The following is a 20,750-nucleotide window of genomic DNA, read 5'->3' as shown; positions in this document are numbered from 1 at the left end:
CGCCTCATCCCATGCGTATTCCCTGCCACCACTTTTCAATCGCTCTTGTGTGGCACGATTTTGGGTGGCACGACCCTGGAGGCTCTGCGCAAGGGCGTGGTCTTTACCGGGGTGGCAAGGGTCGGATGTCTGCATCCGCCCCCTGGTCAATCGGGTTCACCAGCATGAATGCATCCGAAAAATTTCTCACAACTCACCAGCACAATTGCCACGAACAAGTAACATCAATCGACCTGGGGGCAAACGAGGACGTTTGACCCCAGCCACCCAGCCGTAAGCCACACTTCAGATCAATATGCATGCAAAGTTGTGTGTAATTGACAGCGGCTCTTAGCAAACATGTCTTCGCGACCCACACCGCAATGTGGTTCCCTGACAAACGCATCAGTCAGCAATATCGCCAGCCTCGACCAGCGCTGGCTTTCCCTTCACTAAGCTCCCCAACTTCCAACTCTCAAAATTCATTAAAAGATTCGAAAATTCGAAATGATCTGACGAAGTGAGCTTCGCGTTCCTGAGGGCAGGTTCCACAGAACGGCCCCAATCTCTGGAGATGGCGATGTCCCACAGTCAGTCGTCGAGTCGATATTCCGAACCTTCTGCCGAAACTGCCGGCATGATGGAACTGGGGCTGATCATTGCAGCCTCGATCATCTTTCCGCCCATTCTGCTCTTCGGGTTCATCATTGTGGGCCCGCGCGAAGAAGTCGTGGTCTTGAGGTTTGGCAAATATCTGACAACGCTGCGCAGTGAAGGGATCCGCTGGATTCATCCTGTCGGCAGGTCACTTCAAAGAATCTCCACCCGCGACACCACTTACAATCTGACGACTGAAACCGTAGTGGAAAAAAATGGCAACCCGGTGCTGATCAGTGCGGTGGTCGTTTATCGTGTCGAAGACACCATCAAGGCCGCTCTGCATGTGACCGATTACCACCGCTTTCTGGGAGATCAGGCCGGGGCTGTGGTCAAGCGGGTCAGTTCGCTCTTCCCTTACGAATCAAGCGATCCCAGCATCCCGTGCCTCAAAAAAGAGAGCGAAATTGTCAGTCAGGCGTTTGTGGCCGAATTGCAGGATGCCGTGAACCCAGCGGGAATCCGCGTGCTGATGGTGCGACTCAACGATCTCACTTACGCTCCAGAAATTGCTCAATCGATGCTGATGCGTCAGCAGGCGATGGCTTTGATCGACGCCCGCAAAACGATTGTCGAAGGGGCGGTCGAAATTGTTAAAGATGCCGTAACAAGACTGCGAGACAGCGGCTTTGAACTCTCGGAATCCGACCGGGACCAGCTCATCTCGAACTTGCTGGTCGTGCTCTGCAGTGGCGAGCGAACGCAACCCGTACTGGCTGTGCAGGCCGGGGGCAGAAAACATGCCCCAGGCACAGGCTCCTCCACCACCGAGTCGTGAGAACATCAAATTTCCCGTATTGAGGCGTGGCCGGTCTTGGTTGGCACGACCCTGGGTGGCACGACCCTGGAGGCTCTGCGGAAGGGCGTGGTCTATACCGGGGTGGTTGGACTCAAACGTCCGAGTCAGCAACTTAGAACCAGCACGCTTTTCTGAACTTTCAACGTGCTGTTGATTTCTGATTAGCGTAGAATTGTGCTTGCCGGCAGATTTCAAATCATTGCCGGCCTGCACGATCTCATGGCGAAACTATGTGCCACGCCGGCTATCGACTTGTTGTGAAATGATCCCTGACGATGAATCAACCACTCCCGAAATCTCTTGGATCGAACCCTGCCGGAACAAATCAAGGTGCGATGGCTCGCCGCCAGTGGCTGGCTCAGGCCGGGAATGGTTGCGGAAGTCTGGCCCTCGCTCATCTCCTGGCGGGTTCAACATCTGGTTTATCATTTGGGGCCGAACCCACTGCGACACGTCAGCCACATTTCGCTCCCAAAGCCAAACGCGTCATCTACCTGTTTCAAAGTGGCGGGCCTTCGCAACTGGAAACCTTCGACTACAAGCCTCTGCTCAACGATCGCTTTGGAGAAGCCTTGCCAGATTCTGTCCGGCAAGGCCAGCGATTGACCGGGATGTCGGCCAATCAATCCTCTTTGATCATGGTGGGATCGAAGTTTGGTTTTCAGCAGCATGGGGCTGCACAGGCGTGGGTCAGCGATTTACTGCCACACACGGCCAAAATCGTCGATGACCTCTGCATTGTTCGCTCCATCTACACGGAAGCGATCAACCATGATCCCGCCATTACGTTCCTGCAGACCGGCTCTCAGATTGCCGGTCGCCCCAGTATTGGTGCCTGGCTCAATTATGGCCTGGGAAGTGATAACGAGAATCTCCCCGCGTTTGTGGTCTTGATCACCCGGGGTAAGACTGACCAGCCACTCTATTCGCGCCTGTGGGGCTCCGGCTTTCTTCCATCGCAGCATCAGGGAGTTCAGTTCCGCTCGGGGAAAGATGCCGTCCTCTATCTGAACAATCCTCCGGGAGTCAGTCGCGAGCAAAGACGTGCCGCTCTCGAAACATTGGCACAACTGCAGAAAGAGCGTGAAATCGAGACGCACGATCCTGAGTTATCTCAGCGGATTGCGCAGTATGAAATGGCGTTTCGCATGCAGGCCAGCGTGCCGGAAGCCACCGATCTTTCGGGTGAGACCGAGGCCACCTTTGAGCTGTATGGGCCCGACAGCCGCAAGCCGGGCACATTTGCCGCCAATTGTCTTCTGGCAAGGCGGCTGGCAGAGCGTGGTGTCAAATTCATTCAGTTGTATCACCAGGGCTGGGATCAACATGGCGGCTTGCCGGGAGGAATTTCGACACAGTGCCGGGAAACCGATCAGCCTTCCGCTGCGTTGGTAGCTGACTTGAAACAGCGGGGTTTGCTGGAGGACACCCTGGTGGTGTGGGGTGGAGAGTTTGGCCGGACGAGTTATTCGCAGGGCCGCCCGTCACCACAGAATTATGGCCGGGATCACCATCCCCGGTGCTTCTCGATGTGGTTTGCCGGTGGTGGGATCAAGCCGGCGACGGTGGTCGGCCGGACTTGCGATTTTGGTTACAACATTGAAGACCGTCCAGTCCATGTCCACGATCTGCATGCGACCATGCTGCATCTCCTGGGTATGGATCACGAACGCCTGACCTACCGCTTCCAGGGCCGCGACTTCCGCCTGACCGACGTCCACGGGCATGTGATTCACGAAATGCTGGCTTAAAGCAAAGCGATTCGCTCCACTTTTGGTAGCAATCACCAGTTATAAGAGCTTCACCTTTTATGAGCGGCAATATGCTCCGAGGAGAGGTATCCAATAAGCTGGAAGTGATGTTTCTTTATTCCACGGAAACGTCATCGACGCCGCTTCTGTCTTATACGGAAGGCCAACAGCAGCTCTCCATTGCAGTTACTAATCAGCCAGAGAAGTATCCAGGAATGCCCCCAGCAGTTGTGCAAACATGATTCCCATAAACATTAAACAAGGGGCTGCAAATAGAAACGCAATCCATGTGTAGCGAACATATCTGGGGCGAAGCTGGCCCTCCAATGTATACACATCGTGAATCAGATATGCTGTATAAAACTGCAACGGAACAAACAGCAAACCTATGGTTGCAGACCTCAAGGCGTACCCCGCTTTTTGTTCTCGCAATGAAAGAGTTTCTTCATATCGACGGGCAGCATCGTCGGAGAGTTGATACTCATCCGATAGCTCATCTTCTTCCCAGTCAGATTCATGGTCGTCAGCCACGTCTGCATTGTCAGGGATTGTCTCATTTGTGCGTGCCTGCAAGTTTTCGGCATCTTCGCTGACAGCAGCTTCGAGAAGTTCTTCCGATCGTTCCGCATCCTGTTCAGCAACTTGAAGTCGAATTCCTCCAATAGCATTTGCGAGAGTCCAATTCATCGATGCAATTTCGCCACCACTCAGATAGACCTTGATGTTCTCACTTCGTAAGATTGATGCCGCAATGTTGGCCTCAACTTCGTTCCAGAAGACGCGAAGTGTCACGAGATCGTGGCTCATTCCTGCAAATCCATAGAGTGATGAGTTTCTGTGAATGCCTTAACGACTCAAGGGTCTCAATTTGTGGGCCTTCTTTGATCTATCGTCTCTCAGGTGACATGCTCAACAGGTCGTCTTGATCGAGCTGAGTTGATCAGTACGTCAGTTTGTACTATATATCTGAGTTGGCACAGAGAAAAAACTCGATAAATAACGCTTATTGCGGCGGTTCATCCTCGACAATGTCACCAATCAGCAGAATTGAGCCCACGATCCACTTGTGATCGGCATACTTTTCGGGGTGGTCATCGTAATCTTTGCGGTTGTGTTCAAAGAGAATCTCTCGTTTATCGAGCTTCTCCGGCATGAGTTCAATCCGCACGCGATGTCGCCCTGCAGGCCGCTCGCTGGCAATTGTCGTCTTTCCCATCCGGTGATAGGTGCAATACGGGTCAATCCGGTTCTGATAAGTCGGCGGCAGATCATCCCACGTGATCTTTAACCGCCCACCATCCGGCCCCAGCAGGTCAAAGATCGCCAGTGTGGTACCTTCGATCGTGAATTCGAGGGCAGCGCCGGGAGCTTCCGCTTCATAGAGCTCGGGCATGTTCCGGGCAAATCGCCGCGCCAGCGTGTGATCAGCAGGGAGCTTTTTCCACGCTCCCTTGAGCATGTTGGCCGTGATGGGAATCTGCTGGGCCCGCTCGAAGTGATCTGTCCGTAATGGCGGATCGAGTGCATGGTCAATTGGTTTCCCACTCGCCTCCATGATGGCTGGCCAGCAGCGGGCAATCGTGGCGGCATAGACTTCGTGGCCTGTTTCCACATGGGGATGGACACCATCCGTCGAAAAGACAAGCGGCCTGGCCTCGCGAATGTCGGCTGGTCTGGGAGCTTTGAAAACCAGCTCTCCATCTTTCTCCAGTTGAACGACTTTCACTCCCAAATGAATCGAAGGAATTTTGTAGTGTTCAGCAACATCTTCCATCGCACTGGCCGACCGCTGCATCTTGCCATTGCGGAGCTGTTCCAGAAATGGCTCGCTGACTGTGTAGACGAAGACGATGTCGGTCCTGGGGTTCGACCTCCATGTCTGACGGACAATCCCTTCCATCGCTTTATGGATCTGTTCAAGGGGAGCACCTCCATCGTTGACAGCAAACTCAACAAAAAGGAGATCGGGCTCATGACGGAGAACATCATTCTTGAGCCGGAACACGCCGAGATCGGAACCCGTGCCACCAATGGCGGCATCAATCTGCTCGAATGGAACGCCCGGGTATTGCTTCATCAGCCATTCACGGGAAAGCACACGCCAGCCGGGTGCAGCCGTAATGCTGCCCCCCAGATAGGCAATCTTCACCGGCTGGCCAGCTTCGATCTTTGCTCGAACATGGGGCAAACCTCCTCGGGGATGGCATTCCACCGCCTCTTTGAAGGCCGGAGAATCGGCTGCGATAATCGCCACACTGGCAAGTTGCCAGGCCAGCCAAGTCATCACGAGCAGCAAAAAAGCAGAGACTTGGCGAATGGGCCGGGGTGGTGGCATCGTGCGACAACTCATGGAAAGCCTCTCTCAGGGAGGGATCGGGGCAAGTGGCCAATCATGGCATGAGTCTATCGATGGGAAAGTCGCAATCACACTTTAAAGACGATTCCGAACGAACTGTCGCTGGAAATCATGGACGGGTCGGCGAACTGGTCGCCAGCGATTCGTAACCTGGGTGGTCGTATGCTGACGACAGTAGGAAGCCGCATGTAGCGCGTGTGCTGCCGATGCTTTTTTCATGCGTTGAGTGGCACGAACCTGATGGCCCGGAGAACTGAACAGTGCGGAAGGGTGTGGTTATCAGCCACACAGGCGATCAGCCGTTGGCAGAGGCTTTGGCGGCGGCAGCAGCAGCGACAGCCAGCACATCGCAGCGCTCATTCTCCGCATGCCCTGCATGCCCTTTGATCAGCTTAAACTGCACCTGATGCCTGGCCAGCAGTTGATCAAGAGCTTGCCAATACTCGACGTTCTTAACGGGCTTGAACGACTTGCCCTCTTTGCGCTGCCAGCCGTTACGCTTCCAACCGGGTAACCATTCGCTGGATCCCTTGGCGACATAGCTGCTATCGGTCACCACTTCTACCCGGGAACGGCTTTTGAGGGCTTGAAGACCTTCAATAACAGCCTGCAGTTCCATCTGGTTGTTGGTGGTCTCAGCCAGGCCACCACTGGCCTCTTTCTCTTTGCCAGAGGCGGGATGCCGGAGAATGTAACCCCAGCCACCAGGGCCAGGATTACCACTGCATGCCCCGTCTGTAAAAAGCTGCACAAAAGGAAGTGCTGATTGTTCCTGGTCCAGTGCACTGGCAGAGGGAGCAGTTGACCCGGTCTGATGAGCTGACATGGTCTGGCGAGCCTCTGGATGAACCAGTCGTAGAATTTGGAACGAGACGTTCATTCACACTCAGGCGAACATCTCCCGCCTTGGGGATGAAAACCGCTCAGGCTGAGAGCGAACGCCACATCGCTGAAGGTGAGCGGATCTCCGCTCAGCAGTATGATCTGCACAGGTAACCTGCGCATGCGATACCTTACGCATTGACAGCGATCTGGCCAGCCGAGAGCCGACCGCAATCTGTTAACGCTCGCGGAAGATAATTCGCCCACGATTGAGATCGTAAGGACTCACTTCCACCTTCACTTTGTCACCCGGCACAATACGGATGAAGTGTTTACGCATTTTTCCCGCGACGTGAGCTAGAACTTCATGTCCATTCGAGAGCAAGACTCGAAATTGCGTGTTGGCCAGAGCCTCCACGACGTCGCCATCCACTTCGATGGCTTCTTCTTTCGCCATAACTCGTTGCCTGTTCTTTCGTTAAAAAGGATAAATCTGCTACGTTGTCGATACAGCCTTCCTTGGATTCTAACGAGTTGTCCAGAACTCTGCCACCACCTGATTCGGAACGAGTTCCCGGGAATTTCGCCAAGCAGACGGAAATCTCATCGTAGTAGAATCCAGCGGACAATCATCAGTAGGCAGCACCACTGGATGTTCATAAATTATTGATAAATAACGAGTTGTGCTGCTTTTTTGTGATTCGCTTCGTCTGCTCTGCCTTTGTCCCGACCTGGAGAATCCTCAGGATGTCGCGATTGATCGACCGCTATGGCCCAGGGTTACTCTTCGTACTCCCCCTGATCGGTGCGATGATCGCTGGCATTCTCGACTGGATCTGGCGGCCACTCCTCAGCGCTTTCACAGGCTATACCTCAGTCCTGGCACTCCTGTGCTGGTCATTCGCTTTGCTTCTTCTGCGGCAATGGATCCTGAGCAAAAAACTCTTTCCTCACCCGCCCATTGTCATTCCCACAGGGGTCTCCCGGCAGGATCAGGCTGCCTATGAAATTGTTCAGAAAGCCGAACTCGAGCTCGCACACCAGTTGCCACAGGCACCTGCCCCTCAGGCTCGATTTCAACTTCTCATCGATGCACTGGGGAACATGGCCCGTGCCATAGCCCAGATTTACCGGCCCGGCGTCGCTCAACCCTACAGCGATCGCACTGTGATTGAACTGGTGGCCATGGCAGGCCTGGCTGCCAGATCGCTCCGTCATTGGCTGACAAGTGCCATTCCCGGGATCGAAATCATCTCCGCACGTGAAGGCCTGCTCCTCATGGGAGCTTCCGATATCTATCGGAGGCGACAGATTCAGATTGATCGCATTGCGGCGGGCGTCGGTGGTCTCCTGCTACTGATCTCTGGCCTCGCCGCAACCATTTTTGAATCGGAAACCGGCTTGGTACTCGCCCGTGGGATGATCAGTTTTCTGCTGCTGGTGATCATTCCCCGATTGATCTGGAGACGTTGCCAGGACTGGCTTTCGCGAGAGTTTCTCCAGGCGGCTTTACTACAGATTGCGGGTGAAGCCGGAACATTGATGATCTCGCTATCGAATGGCGCTTTGCGAAAGGGAAGCCAGGCCTACACTGAACTCGAACGAAAACTGGCCCAGACCACCCCGGCTGTACGCCGCCCGATACTTCCCATCACCTGGCGTGTCTGGCTGATTTATACCTTGCTGCTGATACCGTATCTCTGGCTGGCGCTGATTGGCATTTACGCACTGATTGTGGATGAATGGTGGCTGCCACTGGGAATCTTCACCGCCCTTTGCTGGAGCCTCTCGTTCTACTGGTGGTCTTCCCAGAAAAAAGCCCCCATCAGCCAGTCCACACGCATAGCGATCGATGAAACCATCGGCTCGTTTGCGAAAGAGCGACCCTGGCCTCCCGCTCAAACATGCGATCCTTACCGCAAGGATCTTCAACTGTTGATGAGCAAAATCGGGAACTCACTTGGTGCTCGCGGTCGATTGCATCTGGAGGATCTCACTGTCCCCGAGGGCTTAATGGTTGTGGAATCTCTGGCGATCGATCTGGAGCCCATGATCGCTGCCTGGCCCCTTTCCACAGTACTCACCATCGGACAGGTCGAAACCTGGTTACAGCGAGCCACTCAGGCCAGAGAGACATATGAGCAAACGAGGCCCATGCTCGACACCCTCGGCAAAACATGGAATCTGACACGCTGGATTCGTGCCTTAACACCGGCAGAGATTGTCAAGAATATTGGCTGGACCCTCGCTGCCGAACTGGCGGGTAATCTCGTCTCCATCTCCAAAGATCAGTTCAACGACTGGTTACGCAACGAGTACTCCCGCTGCTGGCGGCTGGCGGGAATTCGTCTGGCCGATGCGCAGATGAAAAGCTGGCATCCCGCTCCACTGATCATCGACGAAAACTTCTCTCTGGCAGCCGCCACCCCTGAAGCGTTTTCACACACAGCCGATTCTCAACCTGAGGTTCCCGTTGAACGTGAGGCCGAAGACTCATTAAGCCCGCTGGTCAAACTGGCCGTTGTCGGACAGGTAAAAGCGGGAAAGTCGAGTCTTATCAATGCCATCCTCAGACAGCAGGCCGCTTTTGTCGATGTTCTCCCCGCCACTTCAGGTGTGGCAGAATATCACTGCCTCCTGCCCATGTCGGCAGGCGAGGTGGTGCTCCTCGATACTCCCGGCTACACCGATGCCACACTCTCTCCCAGGCAGTTTGCAGCAATTCTTGAAGCAGCCCGGCAAGCCGAAGTTGTCCTGCTCGTGATGGCCGCCAACAATCCCGCCAAAGATCCTGATGTGCAATTGATGCATCGTTTGCAGGAGTACTTCGAGCAGCATCCCCAGGAGCGACCGCCACTTCTCGTGGGCGTCATCTCCAAAGTCGATCTGCTGAGACCGACTCTCGAATGGTCACCCCCTTATCAATTCCTCAATCCGGCTGCGACGCGGACTAAAGAAGTCTCGGTTCGCGAAGTCGTTCAATATCACCAGGAGGTCTTTCAATCGACGATCAGGCACTGGGTGCCAGTCGCCACTCGACTGGAGGCACGTACTGCAAGTCTGGACCCCGGCACACCAGAATCACCCAACCGGCTCTATGGCATCGATGAATACTTGATCCCCCTGCTCATCGCCCAGCTTCCTCAGGCCCAGGGGTTGTTACTGCTCAAGGCTCATCATGCCCGTCAGGATCACTGGGAAGCGTGGTGGCAAACCGCAAGAGACGAAGGCCGCAAACTTCTCAGGATGATTGAAGGGACGCTGAAGTGATCACAAAACATGACTTACAATGTTTCTGCCTTGAACCTCTCGGTTGTCAATTGTCAATAATTTCTACATAGAAGAAGTTGGTATGCAGCAATGGCGAGTTGAACAATCATCTTTCTCTCGCTCATCGCAATTCGAGATCTCGTTCTCTATTGTTCCATCTGTGTGTAGTATCCATCCAGAACTTGTACAGATCATATTTATGATGTGTCACTGACCGCCATCATCAGTCGAGTTCACTGCGTTATGTCTAATGCAATCCGCAAGAATGCCATCTCACTGATATGCCAATATCCCTGCAACCTGGCTGTGATTCTGTTGCTGCTGGGACTTTCGGCTCTTGCGGGATTCCGTTTGCGAGATGAAGTGCTCGCAGATCGGATTTCATTGCAAATGGTCGTCAAAATCCCAAACGGCTTGCCAGAAACATTCTTTTGGCGAACCATGGGTAACGAAACGGTCGAATGGAATCTAAAGCGTGACTATCCGGGTTGTTATCAACAAGGTTGGTCCGAGTGCCTTGTAGAGTTTCTTCGGTCACATCGATTGTTCGCAGAATCGCCGATGAATCCTTTTGACCAGAACCTGGGGCCTTCCCTGAAGCAGCTTCCCCCAGTATATACTGATTCTGAAAACGATGGCTGGAACGATTGCCAGAAGCAGTTAGCAGGCTTTTCGGAAATGTATGGCACCTCGACGGTTCGTCGCATACTTCGTCGCAAGTACGGTGTCAGAAGCTGGGAAGTGCGAGACAGCATCGACAGGCTTCACGGAACCAAATTAGCCGTTCGTTGTGAAGACGATTCTTAGTAGGGTGCATGAAGTCTTCGGAATGCACCATTTTTGATCGATATAACATTCATGCCGGCTGAGGAATTAGCAGATATCCCTGCATTCGCGATGGATCTAAAAAATCTCGTAAACAGTCTGTCATCTCCGAGCCATTACCGCGTATTCACTTTGGTCGCCAGAGATCTGCATCATTAAATTGGCACCACCAGATTCGCATCTCGCGCCAGTTGCCATTCTCCAAACATCGACCGTCGAAAGATCGACATCGCATGGCCGGCCAGTTCTCGAACTGCGCCACCGCCGCTCGGTGTCACCTTGATGTGCAGATGCGTCCGCGTGTAGGCCATTGGCTCGACAATCACGATTTCCTCAAAGGTCGCGGTCGCCTCCATGATCATCCGGTGGTCGTTCTGCTCACAGGCAGCCAGAAACTCTTCCTTTCCGAAAGGCAGGCGCCCCGGCGTGAGAAACACCACATCATCTGTCATGAGCGAACTGAGAACCTGCCGATCGAACTTCTTCGTCGCTTCCAGCCAGCGATACTGAACCGTCCGAATGGCCAGCTCATCGGCATGACGACCAGCGCCCACATTTCCTGACATGGCGTTGGCTTTCTGCTGAGACTTCCGTTCGCATGGATGGATGAATGAGTAAAGTGCGACCTGCCGAACCTATTCTGGAAATCACAAAGCAGGTCCGGCAGCCTCCTGAGGCCAGAGAGCCGGGGCTAAACCCCGACTGCCGAAGAGAGCGTGCTGATCATCCAGTGATCGACATCGCGGAGCATTCGCTGGGTCAGTTTTCGAGCGGTGGGTTGATAATAGCACGAACGGACATCGAGTCCGAGATGTTCCAGTTGACGATCAAACTCGACGAGGTCAATCAGATGAGTCGGGCTGCCACTCAATTGAGAAGCGACCAGCACTTTGCGCCCGCGGGACAGGCGTGTCATTTCTGCGGGAAGTGACAGTGACTTCATCCGTGGGCAAAGGACAGCCGCTCCACAGTAAGTGGCCGGGCTGGCCAGGAGGAGTTGCAGTGCCAGATTCGCTCCCGATTCGTACCCACCGATAAAGATGCGATCTGTATGAATGCGATGCTGGACAGAAAGACTCAAGATCAGCGCTTCGATAAAGCTCGCCAGAGCCAGCGGATCAGCATTCCAGGCATAGCCCCCGCGAACGGTGGTATCGCCACGCAGTGCAATGCCAATCATGTTCTGGTCACTGGCGCGATGAATGGCCGCAATCCCGTCGGCTTCATTCTGGCCATCACCATGCAACCAGATGAGCACAGGGTACGCATAGGCGGGCTCGTGCTTCTCAGGCAGCACAACTTCTGCTTGCCAGACGTGATTTGTGCCCGAACCTTTCGAGAACTCACCCTGATCGGGTTTGGCATCGATCTCGGGATAAACCGGATAGTGCACCGGTTGATGCCGATCATGAGTAAAAAACTGATCGTCGGAGGAATGCGACTGTGAATTGCCGTTCATTGCGAATTGCTTCCCTTCGTGCGACGGGGAGTCGCTGCCGCAGTTTTCCCGGGCGGTGTGGCATGCGGTGGCTCGGCATCAGGCTGGCCTTCATGACCAATCCCGAGACCCTTCTTGACAACATCCATAGGAAAGTAGCGACCAGGGCATTCCGTAGCCCTGACCGTCCCATGGCCAATAATGCAGGAACTCTCGATCACGAACTCATTAGCTAAATCAGAAACGAGGCGTTTGGTAGCGCTGACTTGAGCTTCTGTGGGTGGTTTTTTCGCAAAGTTTCCCACCAGCACGATGCCAATCCCGCAGTCGTTAAACTCTTTGTTTCCGGCATGGGCTCCCGGCAGTTGCTGGTGCCACCGAAAAGTCGGGGCAATCTCACCATCGGGCATGCCATCACCATTGCCAATCACAAAGTGATAACCAATTCCCAGCCAACGATTGCCAGATCGATCTTTGTTCTTCAAGTGGCTCTGATGAATGCTCTCGACATCTCCCGATGTCGTTGCTGTGTGATGCAGCACAAGGTATTTCCACGGCTTGAGAGGGCTTTTTGCCGGCTGATGAATGAATGGCAAAGACTTGACCACCGATCCGTTGGCAGCCTGTTCTCGTGGTGAGTTGATCTCGGGTTGAATGGCAAAGAGTGCCTGCGCCAGCCGCCTCGATTCGTCGGCGGTCGATTCGTGTCTCACCGGATTGACGAGACCTGTGGAGTCAGGCCCTAATTCGAGATGGCGCGCATCATCGATCACAGGTTTGGCAGCCTGATGGGCAATTCGTTGTGGCTCGTGGGCGCCTAAAGGAGCAGCACTGTTTGGGGCGTTGGCTGGCTCGATTTGGCAAACGTCGATCATCTCGCTGGAACTCTCGCCAATCACGACCACGACAGGCTCGGGCCAGGGGCCAAGTTGATGATCACTCACACCAGACCACAGGGGGTCAGCACAGCCGCTCAGCACGAGAGAACAGCACGCCGCAAGCCACAGCACCGGGCAATGAAGGCTCTTCAGGATGTGGCTGATCGTCGACACGCGACGCCTCCTTGCCCAAACACTGCAAATCACCCAAAGGCCGGAATCCTGCCCGGCAAGGTCGTCGGGAGTGTAAAAATGGCCTCCGAAAGTGTCAACGCAAAGTCTGTCGTGACCAGCAGTTGACGCCGATCCTGAAGGACGGTGAATGGTGGCTTCGGTATTCTGCACGAAGTTTGCGGGCATAAACGTGCTCCTGAAAGATCACGCAGATTATGCAGAATACCCACAACTCGCCTTGCATCCCTTTTCATGAGTTTTACGAGGGAATCTGAATTCTCATTGAAGTGGGATGAATCACACGACGCTCACCGAGATTGCCGATCACGACACCTGGTGCGATCATGCGGGAAAAGCATCTTGTGAAGTGGCTCAGGCGGTGCGACATGTTGCTTTGAAGAAACGTCGTGCCCTGTCAAAGGAGGCCACGGCAACAGAAGCCTCAGCCAGACAGCCCGTTTCCCACAATTCCGAAATCTCACCCCGAGGAGATCTCTGCTCAATTGTGGCAGTCGGTATCGATCGCTGTTGAGCACGCGTGACTTCGCGAATTCACCCCGGCAAACCGCAGTCGGCATGAACCAGACATGCGCTGAATTAAACAACCATCAACTATCAACCAACAAAATCATTTTAATGATTTCGCGGCGTGAGTGGATGTGCGGCGATCACCCGGTACATGGGCTTCCCCGTCTTATCACGTTGATTGGGGTCCACCACACCCTCGACCTGCACCAAAGAACGGTCTGAGAGTTTCGTCGTGTTCGGATCCACCACAAGAGCCACACTTCCACCCAGGTCATCATCTTTGCCCGGGGTCAGGTTGTAAATGATGTGCCACGTCTGATCCGAGGGATCAAAATCGACAACACCTCTCAACCAGGCATAATTGCTGCGGTCGTAGTCATAAGGATTGGGCCGGGTCGGATCAACCACCGGTTGCGGGATCGATCGCGTATTGCTGGTGGCCCGCATGGCCGAATCTGTCGTGCTGGCCAGTGCAGGAGTTTCTCGACGGGTTTCAATCAACGGATCCAGCGTGACGGGAGAATTCGCTGGCGGGAATGGATCCGATGGTCGATTCAAACCTGTCTTTGGGAATGGATCCTTGTTCGCACCAGGCGAAACATCAAAGGGAGTGTCGAGTGGATTCGGGACAGTCCGATCATTCGGGGGTGCACCGAATGTCGAGGGCGGATTGTTGTTAAAGGGTTGTGCACTGCCACCGGAATTCGGGTCTGGTCGCCAGTTGGGAGATGTCGGGTTGTTGGGCGTCGGTGTGGGAGTCAACAGCGTCGGGCCATTGCTGGGAACGGTCCCTTCCGGCACATAAGTTCCCCCTTGAGGTACGTAAGTACCACCCGGGGGAGCATAGGTTCCACCCGGCGCGCCATACGTTGTGCCGGGTTGCACAAAGCCTGAAGCAGGAGCCGACATCCCGGGGCTGCCAAAGTATTGCGGCTGACCGTAATAGGGAGAGGAGTGACAGCCCACCAGCAGTGTGAGGCACCCCCCGGCGATCATGCAGAGTGTTTTTTGCATAGGTGGTCTGGTCCAGGAAAGCGAAGTCAGCTTCCGGACAGGACCGGCCGCGACTCAAGGAGACATCGCCACCAACAGGGCGACTCGCGGCGGATTCTTAATGAAGTCGCAAAATGTGTCCAGCCCGATTTCTCCACATCTCCTATTTCCGATAAGAGACTGATTTTCGACTCATTTCTGGCAGAATTTGCGAGTCAAACCAGGCTCCCGCCACCTGTCAAACTTTCCGTTCGCGATAAACCGCGTAGTTTTTAGCCGTTTCCCACAGCCCCACTTGAATGACAGGTAATCCCACTTCCACTGTCTTCTCATAGATCAGCTTGGCAATATTTTCGGCAGTCGGATTTTCAGAAATCAGATACAGCGGTTCGCCAGCATCGCGGAGAATTTTGACCATCGGGTCACGTTCGCAGAGTACCATTCGATGATCCAGGTGATCATCAATCCACTGGGAAACAGTCCGCTTCAGATCACCAAAGTCAACCAGCATGCCTCGTTCATCCAGGCTTTCGCCCGCCAGTGTGATAATGGCCTTCCCATTATGCCCATGAAGATGCCGACATTTCCCACTGTAATTCAGCAGCCGATGTCCATAACAGAACTGGATTTCTGAAGAAACTTCAAACATCAGTATTCATTCCCAAAGATTGATCTCACCGCAACAACCTGCCAATTTTAGACAGGATGACGGTCAAATTCATCCCGCTGTTCGAACGACAGCCCACCCACGCCAAGCCCTGGCCTAAGCCCAGACCAGCAGGCCACATCGCGGCTTAAGGAATGGCCTTTCTCAAAACCTCCGAACACAGCATGGTGTATCTCTCATTTCGCTCCAGATCCTCATAAACCCCAGAATCTGTGGGTATTGTCTTCGCCGAGCACCAATACTCAGAGTTTTCGAGAAGCCGGGCATGTGATGTGCAGTCAGCATGTGTCATGATCTGATGCCACCAAAGTGACTCATCAGCCGCAATGACGTACAAAATTACAACAACAGCCTCCTGGTAAATTTTACCCAGTCATCTCAGCCAACTTGTTTTCCGCCGAGTGCGTAACTGAATGATTGGGGATGAACGATCTATTAAGGATTAACGACCCATGACTTTGAGAAAGAGCTTCTCCTTTCAAACTGCCGATTCTCTTTTCATGAACAAAAGGGTAGTCTTTCATAGGAGACGATTCTGAGTGTTTTCTACGGGCGTTGAAAATCCGGCTTAGGGAAATGAGAAACCCCGGTCATTATTTCAATGGACAGACGGACGTTCATGCACTGGCCGCCGGAAAACACCCGGATGACTTTCCAATCACCTCTCTGAGATTTGCTCCAAAGTGATTTGCTCCAAAATGCTTCGCTTCGAAGCGTTTTGATTTCGGGGAGCTTTGCTTCGGGCCAGCTTCACATCGGGTTCAATGCGAGTTTCTAAACCGCTGGAAGAGATTCCCACTATGGAACTGCCATCGAATTTCAGACCATCGAATTCATCAGCATCCCGACTGGCAAAACTCTGCTCGAGTTCACTTCTTCGTCGTGTGACCACACAGCTTCGTCATGTGACCACACAGGGCTTAGTGGGCGCATTGCTTTTGGGGGCAGCGGCCACTTCTTCCGAAGCTGCCGGGCCCAGAGCAGAAGCTCGCCGGCAGGCAAGATTAGCCAACCAGCAGGCGTGGAATACACCCGCTCCGTGGGGCACACCAGTTCCTCAATACATTGATCCCTACACCGGCTTGCCAATTCCATACATCACACAGCCCTTGCCGTACCCAGCCAGCGGTACGCCGGTCTTCAGCCCCGGCATATCAAATGCCGGTGGATATCCAGGCACACCATCGATTGGCAGCCCGCCAACAGGGTCTGGCCCATCACCAGGAATTTCTTCCTATCAACCGCAGCCTGCAAATCAACCCCAGCCACTCAATCAACCTCTGGCGGTGCCAGGCTATCCGTTTCCTCCGCAGTACGGCCTACCGAACTATCAGGCACCCGTGGTGATTGATCCCTATACCGGGCTCCCCATTTCCAGTCAGGTCATTCCTGTCCAGAATCAGGGACCAGCACCCCGGACACCAGCCACCCAGTCACCTGCCACCGCCGGCTCGAATAACACTCCTGCGACGAACAGACCCAGTGGTCTCGGAGGCACCATCCCCGCTATTCCTCCGGGGAGCGGTTCCCCTGTGACGGTCTATTCAGGCCCCGGCTCAACTCCATCTGCGAATCCTTCATCAGGGAATCCACCCAATACAGGAGCGGCCAACACTCCTAACAATCGACCTCTCACCCCTGCTCAAAGACGCCGGTTGGAACGGTCTGGTGGTAACGGCAGTACTGCCGACATCGCGTCCCGCTCACGTAGCGATCAACCCCCGTCCCTGGGTAACGATCCAAGTCTCAACGCGAATCTCTCTGGTGGTAACAGCGCATTTGATGGGCCAGAACTCCCGGGAATGAAGGCCGATTTCGCCCCTTCATCAACAGGTGACGCTTTACCTCCGCTCACACCCATTCCCGCCACAGGCTCAATTCCATCGCCTGGTTCGAATCAGGGCCAGGGGGCCATGTTCGCACCCTTGCCAGATGGTGTGCAGAATGTCAACGTCCCTTTAGGCCCTTCAGTGGCCGCTCCCTTTCAGATTTACGTGACCTCTCAAGAAAAATTCATCAATCGTTTCGTGGCCACAACTCGCCGTGAACCGGGTGAAGTGCGGGATTTTGTTCTCGGTGCCAACGTAGTTGGCGAACGCGATACCACCTCTCATGCCTGGCTGAATCTGCTCCCTTCGACCGATACGGCCCGCGGGCAGTTTGTCCTCGAAGGGCGAGGCCAGACCCGCACGACGGGATACACCTCTCAGGCGGCCATCAATACTCAAGGGATTCAAGAATTCCGTGGCACCAAGGATGTCCTGTTTGATGGCTTCAAACTCGCGACCCGGGCAGCCGTCATTCAGGCCCGCGCACAGAACACACCCGTCAGTGCTCAAACAGTTTACTCCGGGCGTCCCTTTATCGGGCCGATTGCCGAACGCATTGCCATGAGTGTCGCCCAGAGGCAACAACCTCAGGCCGAGATCATTGCCCGTGACCGTGTGGCGGAGACTGTCTTTGCGAGCTTCAATCGGGAAGTCGATCGCGAACTGGGCAATGCCAACGTCGATCTCAAGCGTCTGCAGGAACAGTTGGAAGATCTGACACTGATGCCATCTGTTCAAAGATGGTCATCCACCCATGCCCATCTGCAGTTTGCCGGTCAGTTTGGAGCCGACGCTCCCATTCTGCAGCCTATGCCTGCTGAAGCCCTGCAAGATCATGCTGTCACGTTGTTTCTGCATGAGACGGTTTTGAATCGAGCCGCAGATCGTGCCAATCTGCGTGGCAAAGTCACCAGCGATCGAGAACTCAAAGAGCTCTCGAATTGGCTCAAAGGACTTGTCCCCGGGGCTGGCGAAGTCCCTGCACCAGCCGGAGCCGCATTCAAAGTCCCGAATATCGAAACGAAGATCGTCTTTGACGATGTTGAACCATTGCGGTTCCGCATTGATGGAGACGAACTGCTGATCATTCTCAAGGCTCAGTTCCAACCTGGAGGTCAAGCCGTCCTCCCACAAATGGAAGTCACGATTCCTGCGAAGCTGGTGATCGATCAGCAGACTGTCCATCTCACCTTCGATAACATTCGAGTGAAATCATTGACTGACGACCGCACAGCCACTCTGGGGATGGCCGAAGGGATTGTCCGGCAATCTATTCAAGCGAACTTCCCCCGGCTGTCACTTCCACGCCAGCTCCCGCAAGAGCTCTGGAACCGCGAAGGACAACCCCCCGTCTTCAATTACGCCCGTGCTGCCGAAGGCTGGCTGGGCGTCGGCATCGACTGATCGCCCATCTGGAACCCTCGCCCGCGTCTTCGTGGGAGAGGGCAGGGTGAGGGTCTTCCTTTGGCATTTCTCCCGACGTCTTGACGACGGGGGCAAGAAGTTCTTTCGGATGGCACCACATCCCTTTGCCTGCAAAATCCCTGCAATCACTTCAACCGGCCACGTTGCTCGTTGCGTCTTCGGCGATGAAACAATCTCTGCTCTTCATTCACTCCCACTTCCACTTTCTGACGTAGCGTTTTCAGACGGAGTGTTCTCAAATTGTGTCTGGCCATCAATTCCCCATGATTGCCTCTCATCCATCACTTTCTCGAACGTCGAGTGAAAACCTCACTTGTGTGCTTCGATCAGGTCAGTACATCGACATGATCGAGCTGAGCGTCTGTAATAATTGGGGAACAGAACGTGAAGACGAGATCGCGCCATTCATCGGGGTGCCGCTCCAGCCGACTCGGTGCTGCCACGGTCGAATTGGCCATCTGCCTCCCGATCATCATTCTGGTGGTCTTCGGCTCGATTGAGTCAGCCAACGCGATCTTTCTCAAGACCACACTCACACAAGCCAGTTATGAAGCGGCCCGTACCGTCACATCGACAGGGGGCACCATGGCTGCGGCCCGCGCTCGCGGAGAAGAAGTTCTGGCGAGCCGCAACGTTTCTGGCGCCACAATCACCTTTACTCCCAACGTGACTGCCAACACACCCACAGGGACACTCATCACTGTGGAAGTCAGTTCGCCAGCCACGAGCCTTTCGGGAATCTTCGACTGGTTTACCCGTCTGTCGAACATCAAAGCCAGTACCTCGATGGTACGCACTTGAGCAACGCTCCTCATAAGTCATTCACTATGCAGCACGTTCATTCTCTTCCCAAACGCTTATCACTGCGGAAGCGCCTGTTGCCTTCCTTACTGCCAGGTCATCGAGCACATCGCCAGGGGGCGATGCTGGTTCTGGTGGCCGTTGTGATTGTGGCACTTCTGGCCATGACGATGTTCACCGTCGATGTGGCCTACATGCAATTGGTGCGGACTGAACTCCGCGCTGCGACCGATGCCTCTGCCAAAGCCGGGATGGAAGCTCTGCGTCGAACTCAGGATACGGAGGCCGCCATCGAAGCGGCCATTGCCACGGCTGCTGCCAATAAAGTCGGTGGCCGTTCTTTGACTCTGACTGCCGATCAGATCGAGTTTGGACTGGCATTTCGAAATGTGGATAACTCCGTTTCATTCAATGCCGGACAGTTGCCCTATACTGCCGTCCGCGTGAACTCAGCAATGACGGAATCCTCTGCTGCCGGGGCTGTCCCCCTGTTTTTTGGCAGTATTTTCGGGACGGGCCAGTTCGAGCCGACTCGATCAGCCGTCTCAGCGAGTACGGAAGTTGAAATCTGCTTTGCGATCGACCGGTCCCACTCGATGTGTTTCGACCTGACGGGTGTCGATTGGTCTTATCCTCCCGGGACTCCACGTAATCCGGATCCGGTCGCGTTTCCTCCGCATCCTACACTCAGTCGCTGGGCCTCACTCTCTCGAGCCATGCAGACATTTGTGAGCATTACTGCTTCTCAGGAACCAAAACCGCGTGTGGCCATGGTGACGTGGGCCTCCAAAATCACCCAGTCGAACTACGAAGGCAAACTCACCAAAACCAACAGTCCGGAAGTTTTTATCGATGTCCCTCTCACAACCAATCTGGCCGATCTCAATCAGGCCATTAGAGGGCGTTCCGAAAAGGTCATGCTCGGTGCCACCAATATGGCTGCCGGAATTGATGAAGCGCGAAAGATCCTAAACGCCACAAAAAGTACTCGCCCTTACGCCCATCGGATCATCATTCTCATGACCGATGGTCTCTGGAATCAGGGGCGTAATCCGTTACTGGCTGCACAGGATGCCGCTAACGAAGGAATTGTGATTCATTCCGTCAGTCTGTTGCCGCGAAGTGGAGATATCACACCACAGGTTTCCAGCACGACCGGTGGTGTTAATTATCCTGCCACCAACAGTGCCGCTCTCGAAGCTGCCTTCGCTGATATTGCTCGAACGTTGCCCATTGTTCTCACGGAATAACACCGTCCTCCCCTTGGGCTGCTTGATATGTCCAAACAAATCCAGGCACTTTGAACTGTCTGTCTACAGAGAGAACTTTCGAGACCATGCAGGCCAGATCCAACCAGCACAATCCCTTACGATGGCATCATCGATCCACTTCCCGCCGGGGTGCGCTATCGGTCGAGCTTTCACTGACGATCCCGGTGTTGTTCGCAATCTTCTTTGGCGCTGTCGAAGTGACTCGCCTGAAACCGCGAACTTAAACTTCTGCTCGTCTCGCTCATACCAAGTTTGTTTCTTCCCATGCGGCCATGCATAAAGCCATT

At 54.3% G+C, this 20,750-nt stretch carries 18 protein-coding genes; 9 read left to right on the top strand and 9 right to left on the bottom strand.

The window, feature by feature from the left end:
* Positions 1-559 precede the first annotated feature (559 nt).
* Both A6X21_RS02200 and A6X21_RS02195 read left to right on the top strand, forming a co-directional pair.
* A complete protein-coding gene (locus A6X21_RS02200) occupies positions 560-1,414 on the top strand; it encodes an SPFH domain-containing protein (RefSeq protein ID WP_068845812.1) in 855 nt (284 codons plus the stop codon).
* 296 nt (positions 1,415-1,710) lie between these two features.
* Positions 1,711-3,186 (top strand): DUF1501 domain-containing protein, encoded by a 1,476-nt coding sequence (locus A6X21_RS02195; protein WP_083233341.1) that lies wholly within the window; start codon positions 1,711-1,713, stop codon positions 3,184-3,186.
* 189 nt (positions 3,187-3,375) lie between these two features.
* On the opposite strand, the gene A6X21_RS02190 is transcribed toward A6X21_RS02195, so the two are convergent.
* Positions 3,376-3,993, bottom strand: coding sequence for a putative signal transducing protein (locus tag A6X21_RS02190; protein ID WP_068845810.1), 618 nt, complete (start codon positions 3,991-3,993; stop codon positions 3,376-3,378).
* Between the two features lie 196 nt (positions 3,994-4,189).
* Positions 4,190-5,536, bottom strand: a complete 1,347-nt coding sequence (locus A6X21_RS02185; protein ID WP_083233340.1) for an SGNH/GDSL hydrolase family protein — start codon at positions 5,534-5,536, stop codon at positions 4,190-4,192.
* Positions 5,537-5,568: 32 nt separating this feature from the next.
* Here A6X21_RS02185 and A6X21_RS25305 point away from each other — a divergent pair, with 32 nt between their 5' ends.
* Positions 5,569-5,691 carry a hypothetical protein gene (locus tag A6X21_RS25305; RefSeq protein WP_261340636.1) on the top strand — a complete coding sequence of 41 codons (123 nt, stop codon included), beginning with the start codon at positions 5,569-5,571 and terminating at the stop codon, positions 5,689-5,691.
* Between the two features lie 146 nt (positions 5,692-5,837).
* Here A6X21_RS25305 and rnhA read toward each other — a convergent pair whose 3' ends face one another.
* Complete coding sequence (rnhA, locus tag A6X21_RS02180) at positions 5,838-6,368, bottom strand: ribonuclease HI (RefSeq protein WP_068845854.1); 531 nt, start codon at positions 6,366-6,368, stop codon at positions 5,838-5,840.
* A gap of 234 nt (positions 6,369-6,602) precedes the next feature.
* Positions 6,603-6,821, bottom strand: a complete 219-nt coding sequence (gene infA / locus A6X21_RS02175; protein ID WP_013112376.1) for a translation initiation factor IF-1 — start codon at positions 6,819-6,821, stop codon at positions 6,603-6,605.
* Positions 6,822-7,111: 290 nt separating this feature from the next.
* On the opposite strand from infA, the gene A6X21_RS02170 reads away from it, so the two are divergent.
* On the top strand, positions 7,112-9,634 hold the full coding sequence (locus A6X21_RS02170) for a GTPase family protein (protein WP_068845808.1): 2,523 nt from the start codon (positions 7,112-7,114) through the stop codon (positions 9,632-9,634).
* A 351-nt stretch (positions 9,635-9,985) separates the two neighbouring features.
* Positions 9,986-10,441 carry a hypothetical protein gene (locus tag A6X21_RS02165; protein ID WP_131818143.1) on the top strand — a complete coding sequence of 152 codons (456 nt, stop codon included), beginning with the start codon at positions 9,986-9,988 and terminating at the stop codon, positions 10,439-10,441.
* 173 nt (positions 10,442-10,614) lie between these two features.
* Here A6X21_RS02165 and A6X21_RS02160 read toward each other — a convergent pair whose 3' ends face one another.
* The 5 genes from A6X21_RS02160 to A6X21_RS02130 form a co-directional block, all read right to left on the bottom strand.
* On the bottom strand, positions 10,615-11,025 hold the full coding sequence (locus tag A6X21_RS02160; RefSeq protein WP_068845803.1) for a nuclear transport factor 2 family protein: 411 nt from the start codon (positions 11,023-11,025) through the stop codon (positions 10,615-10,617).
* Positions 11,026-11,150: 125 nt separating this feature from the next.
* Complete coding sequence (locus A6X21_RS02155; RefSeq protein ID WP_068845802.1) at positions 11,151-11,918, bottom strand: alpha/beta hydrolase; 768 nt, start codon at positions 11,916-11,918, stop codon at positions 11,151-11,153.
* A complete protein-coding gene (locus A6X21_RS02150; RefSeq protein ID WP_240490140.1) occupies positions 11,915-12,949 on the bottom strand; it encodes a peptidoglycan recognition protein family protein in 1,035 nt (344 codons plus the stop codon). The genes A6X21_RS02155 and A6X21_RS02150 overlap by 4 nt, the downstream gene beginning before the upstream one ends.
* A gap of 633 nt (positions 12,950-13,582) precedes the next feature.
* Positions 13,583-14,491, bottom strand: a complete 909-nt coding sequence (locus A6X21_RS02135; RefSeq protein ID WP_068845793.1) for a DUF4106 domain-containing protein — start codon at positions 14,489-14,491, stop codon at positions 13,583-13,585.
* A gap of 217 nt (positions 14,492-14,708) precedes the next feature.
* Complete coding sequence (locus A6X21_RS02130) at positions 14,709-15,119, bottom strand: 6-pyruvoyl trahydropterin synthase family protein (RefSeq protein WP_068845791.1); 411 nt, start codon at positions 15,117-15,119, stop codon at positions 14,709-14,711.
* Positions 15,120-15,937: 818 nt separating this feature from the next.
* Between A6X21_RS02130 and A6X21_RS02125 the strand changes: the two genes are divergently transcribed.
* The 4 genes from A6X21_RS02125 (at position 15,938) to A6X21_RS25455 (ending at position 20,687) form a co-directional block, all read left to right on the top strand.
* Positions 15,938-18,370 carry a hypothetical protein gene (locus tag A6X21_RS02125; RefSeq protein WP_068845789.1) on the top strand — a complete coding sequence of 811 codons (2,433 nt, stop codon included), beginning with the start codon at positions 15,938-15,940 and terminating at the stop codon, positions 18,368-18,370.
* Between the two features lie 405 nt (positions 18,371-18,775).
* A complete protein-coding gene (locus A6X21_RS02120; protein WP_068845787.1) occupies positions 18,776-19,192 on the top strand; it encodes a TadE/TadG family type IV pilus assembly protein in 417 nt (138 codons plus the stop codon).
* A 77-nt stretch (positions 19,193-19,269) separates the two neighbouring features.
* On the top strand, positions 19,270-20,442 hold the full coding sequence (locus A6X21_RS02115; RefSeq protein WP_165603660.1) for a vWA domain-containing protein: 1,173 nt from the start codon (positions 19,270-19,272) through the stop codon (positions 20,440-20,442).
* Between the two features lie 86 nt (positions 20,443-20,528).
* Positions 20,529-20,687 (top strand): TadE/TadG family type IV pilus assembly protein, encoded by a 159-nt coding sequence (locus A6X21_RS25455; protein ID WP_165603659.1) that lies wholly within the window; start codon positions 20,529-20,531, stop codon positions 20,685-20,687.
* Positions 20,688-20,750 lie beyond the last annotated feature (63 nt).

This window comes from Planctopirus hydrillae (genome assembly GCF_001707835.1).
Classification (GTDB): Bacteria; Planctomycetota; Planctomycetia; order Planctomycetales; family Planctomycetaceae; genus Planctopirus; species Planctopirus hydrillae.
This window is presented reverse-complemented; position numbering and strand designations above follow the sequence as displayed.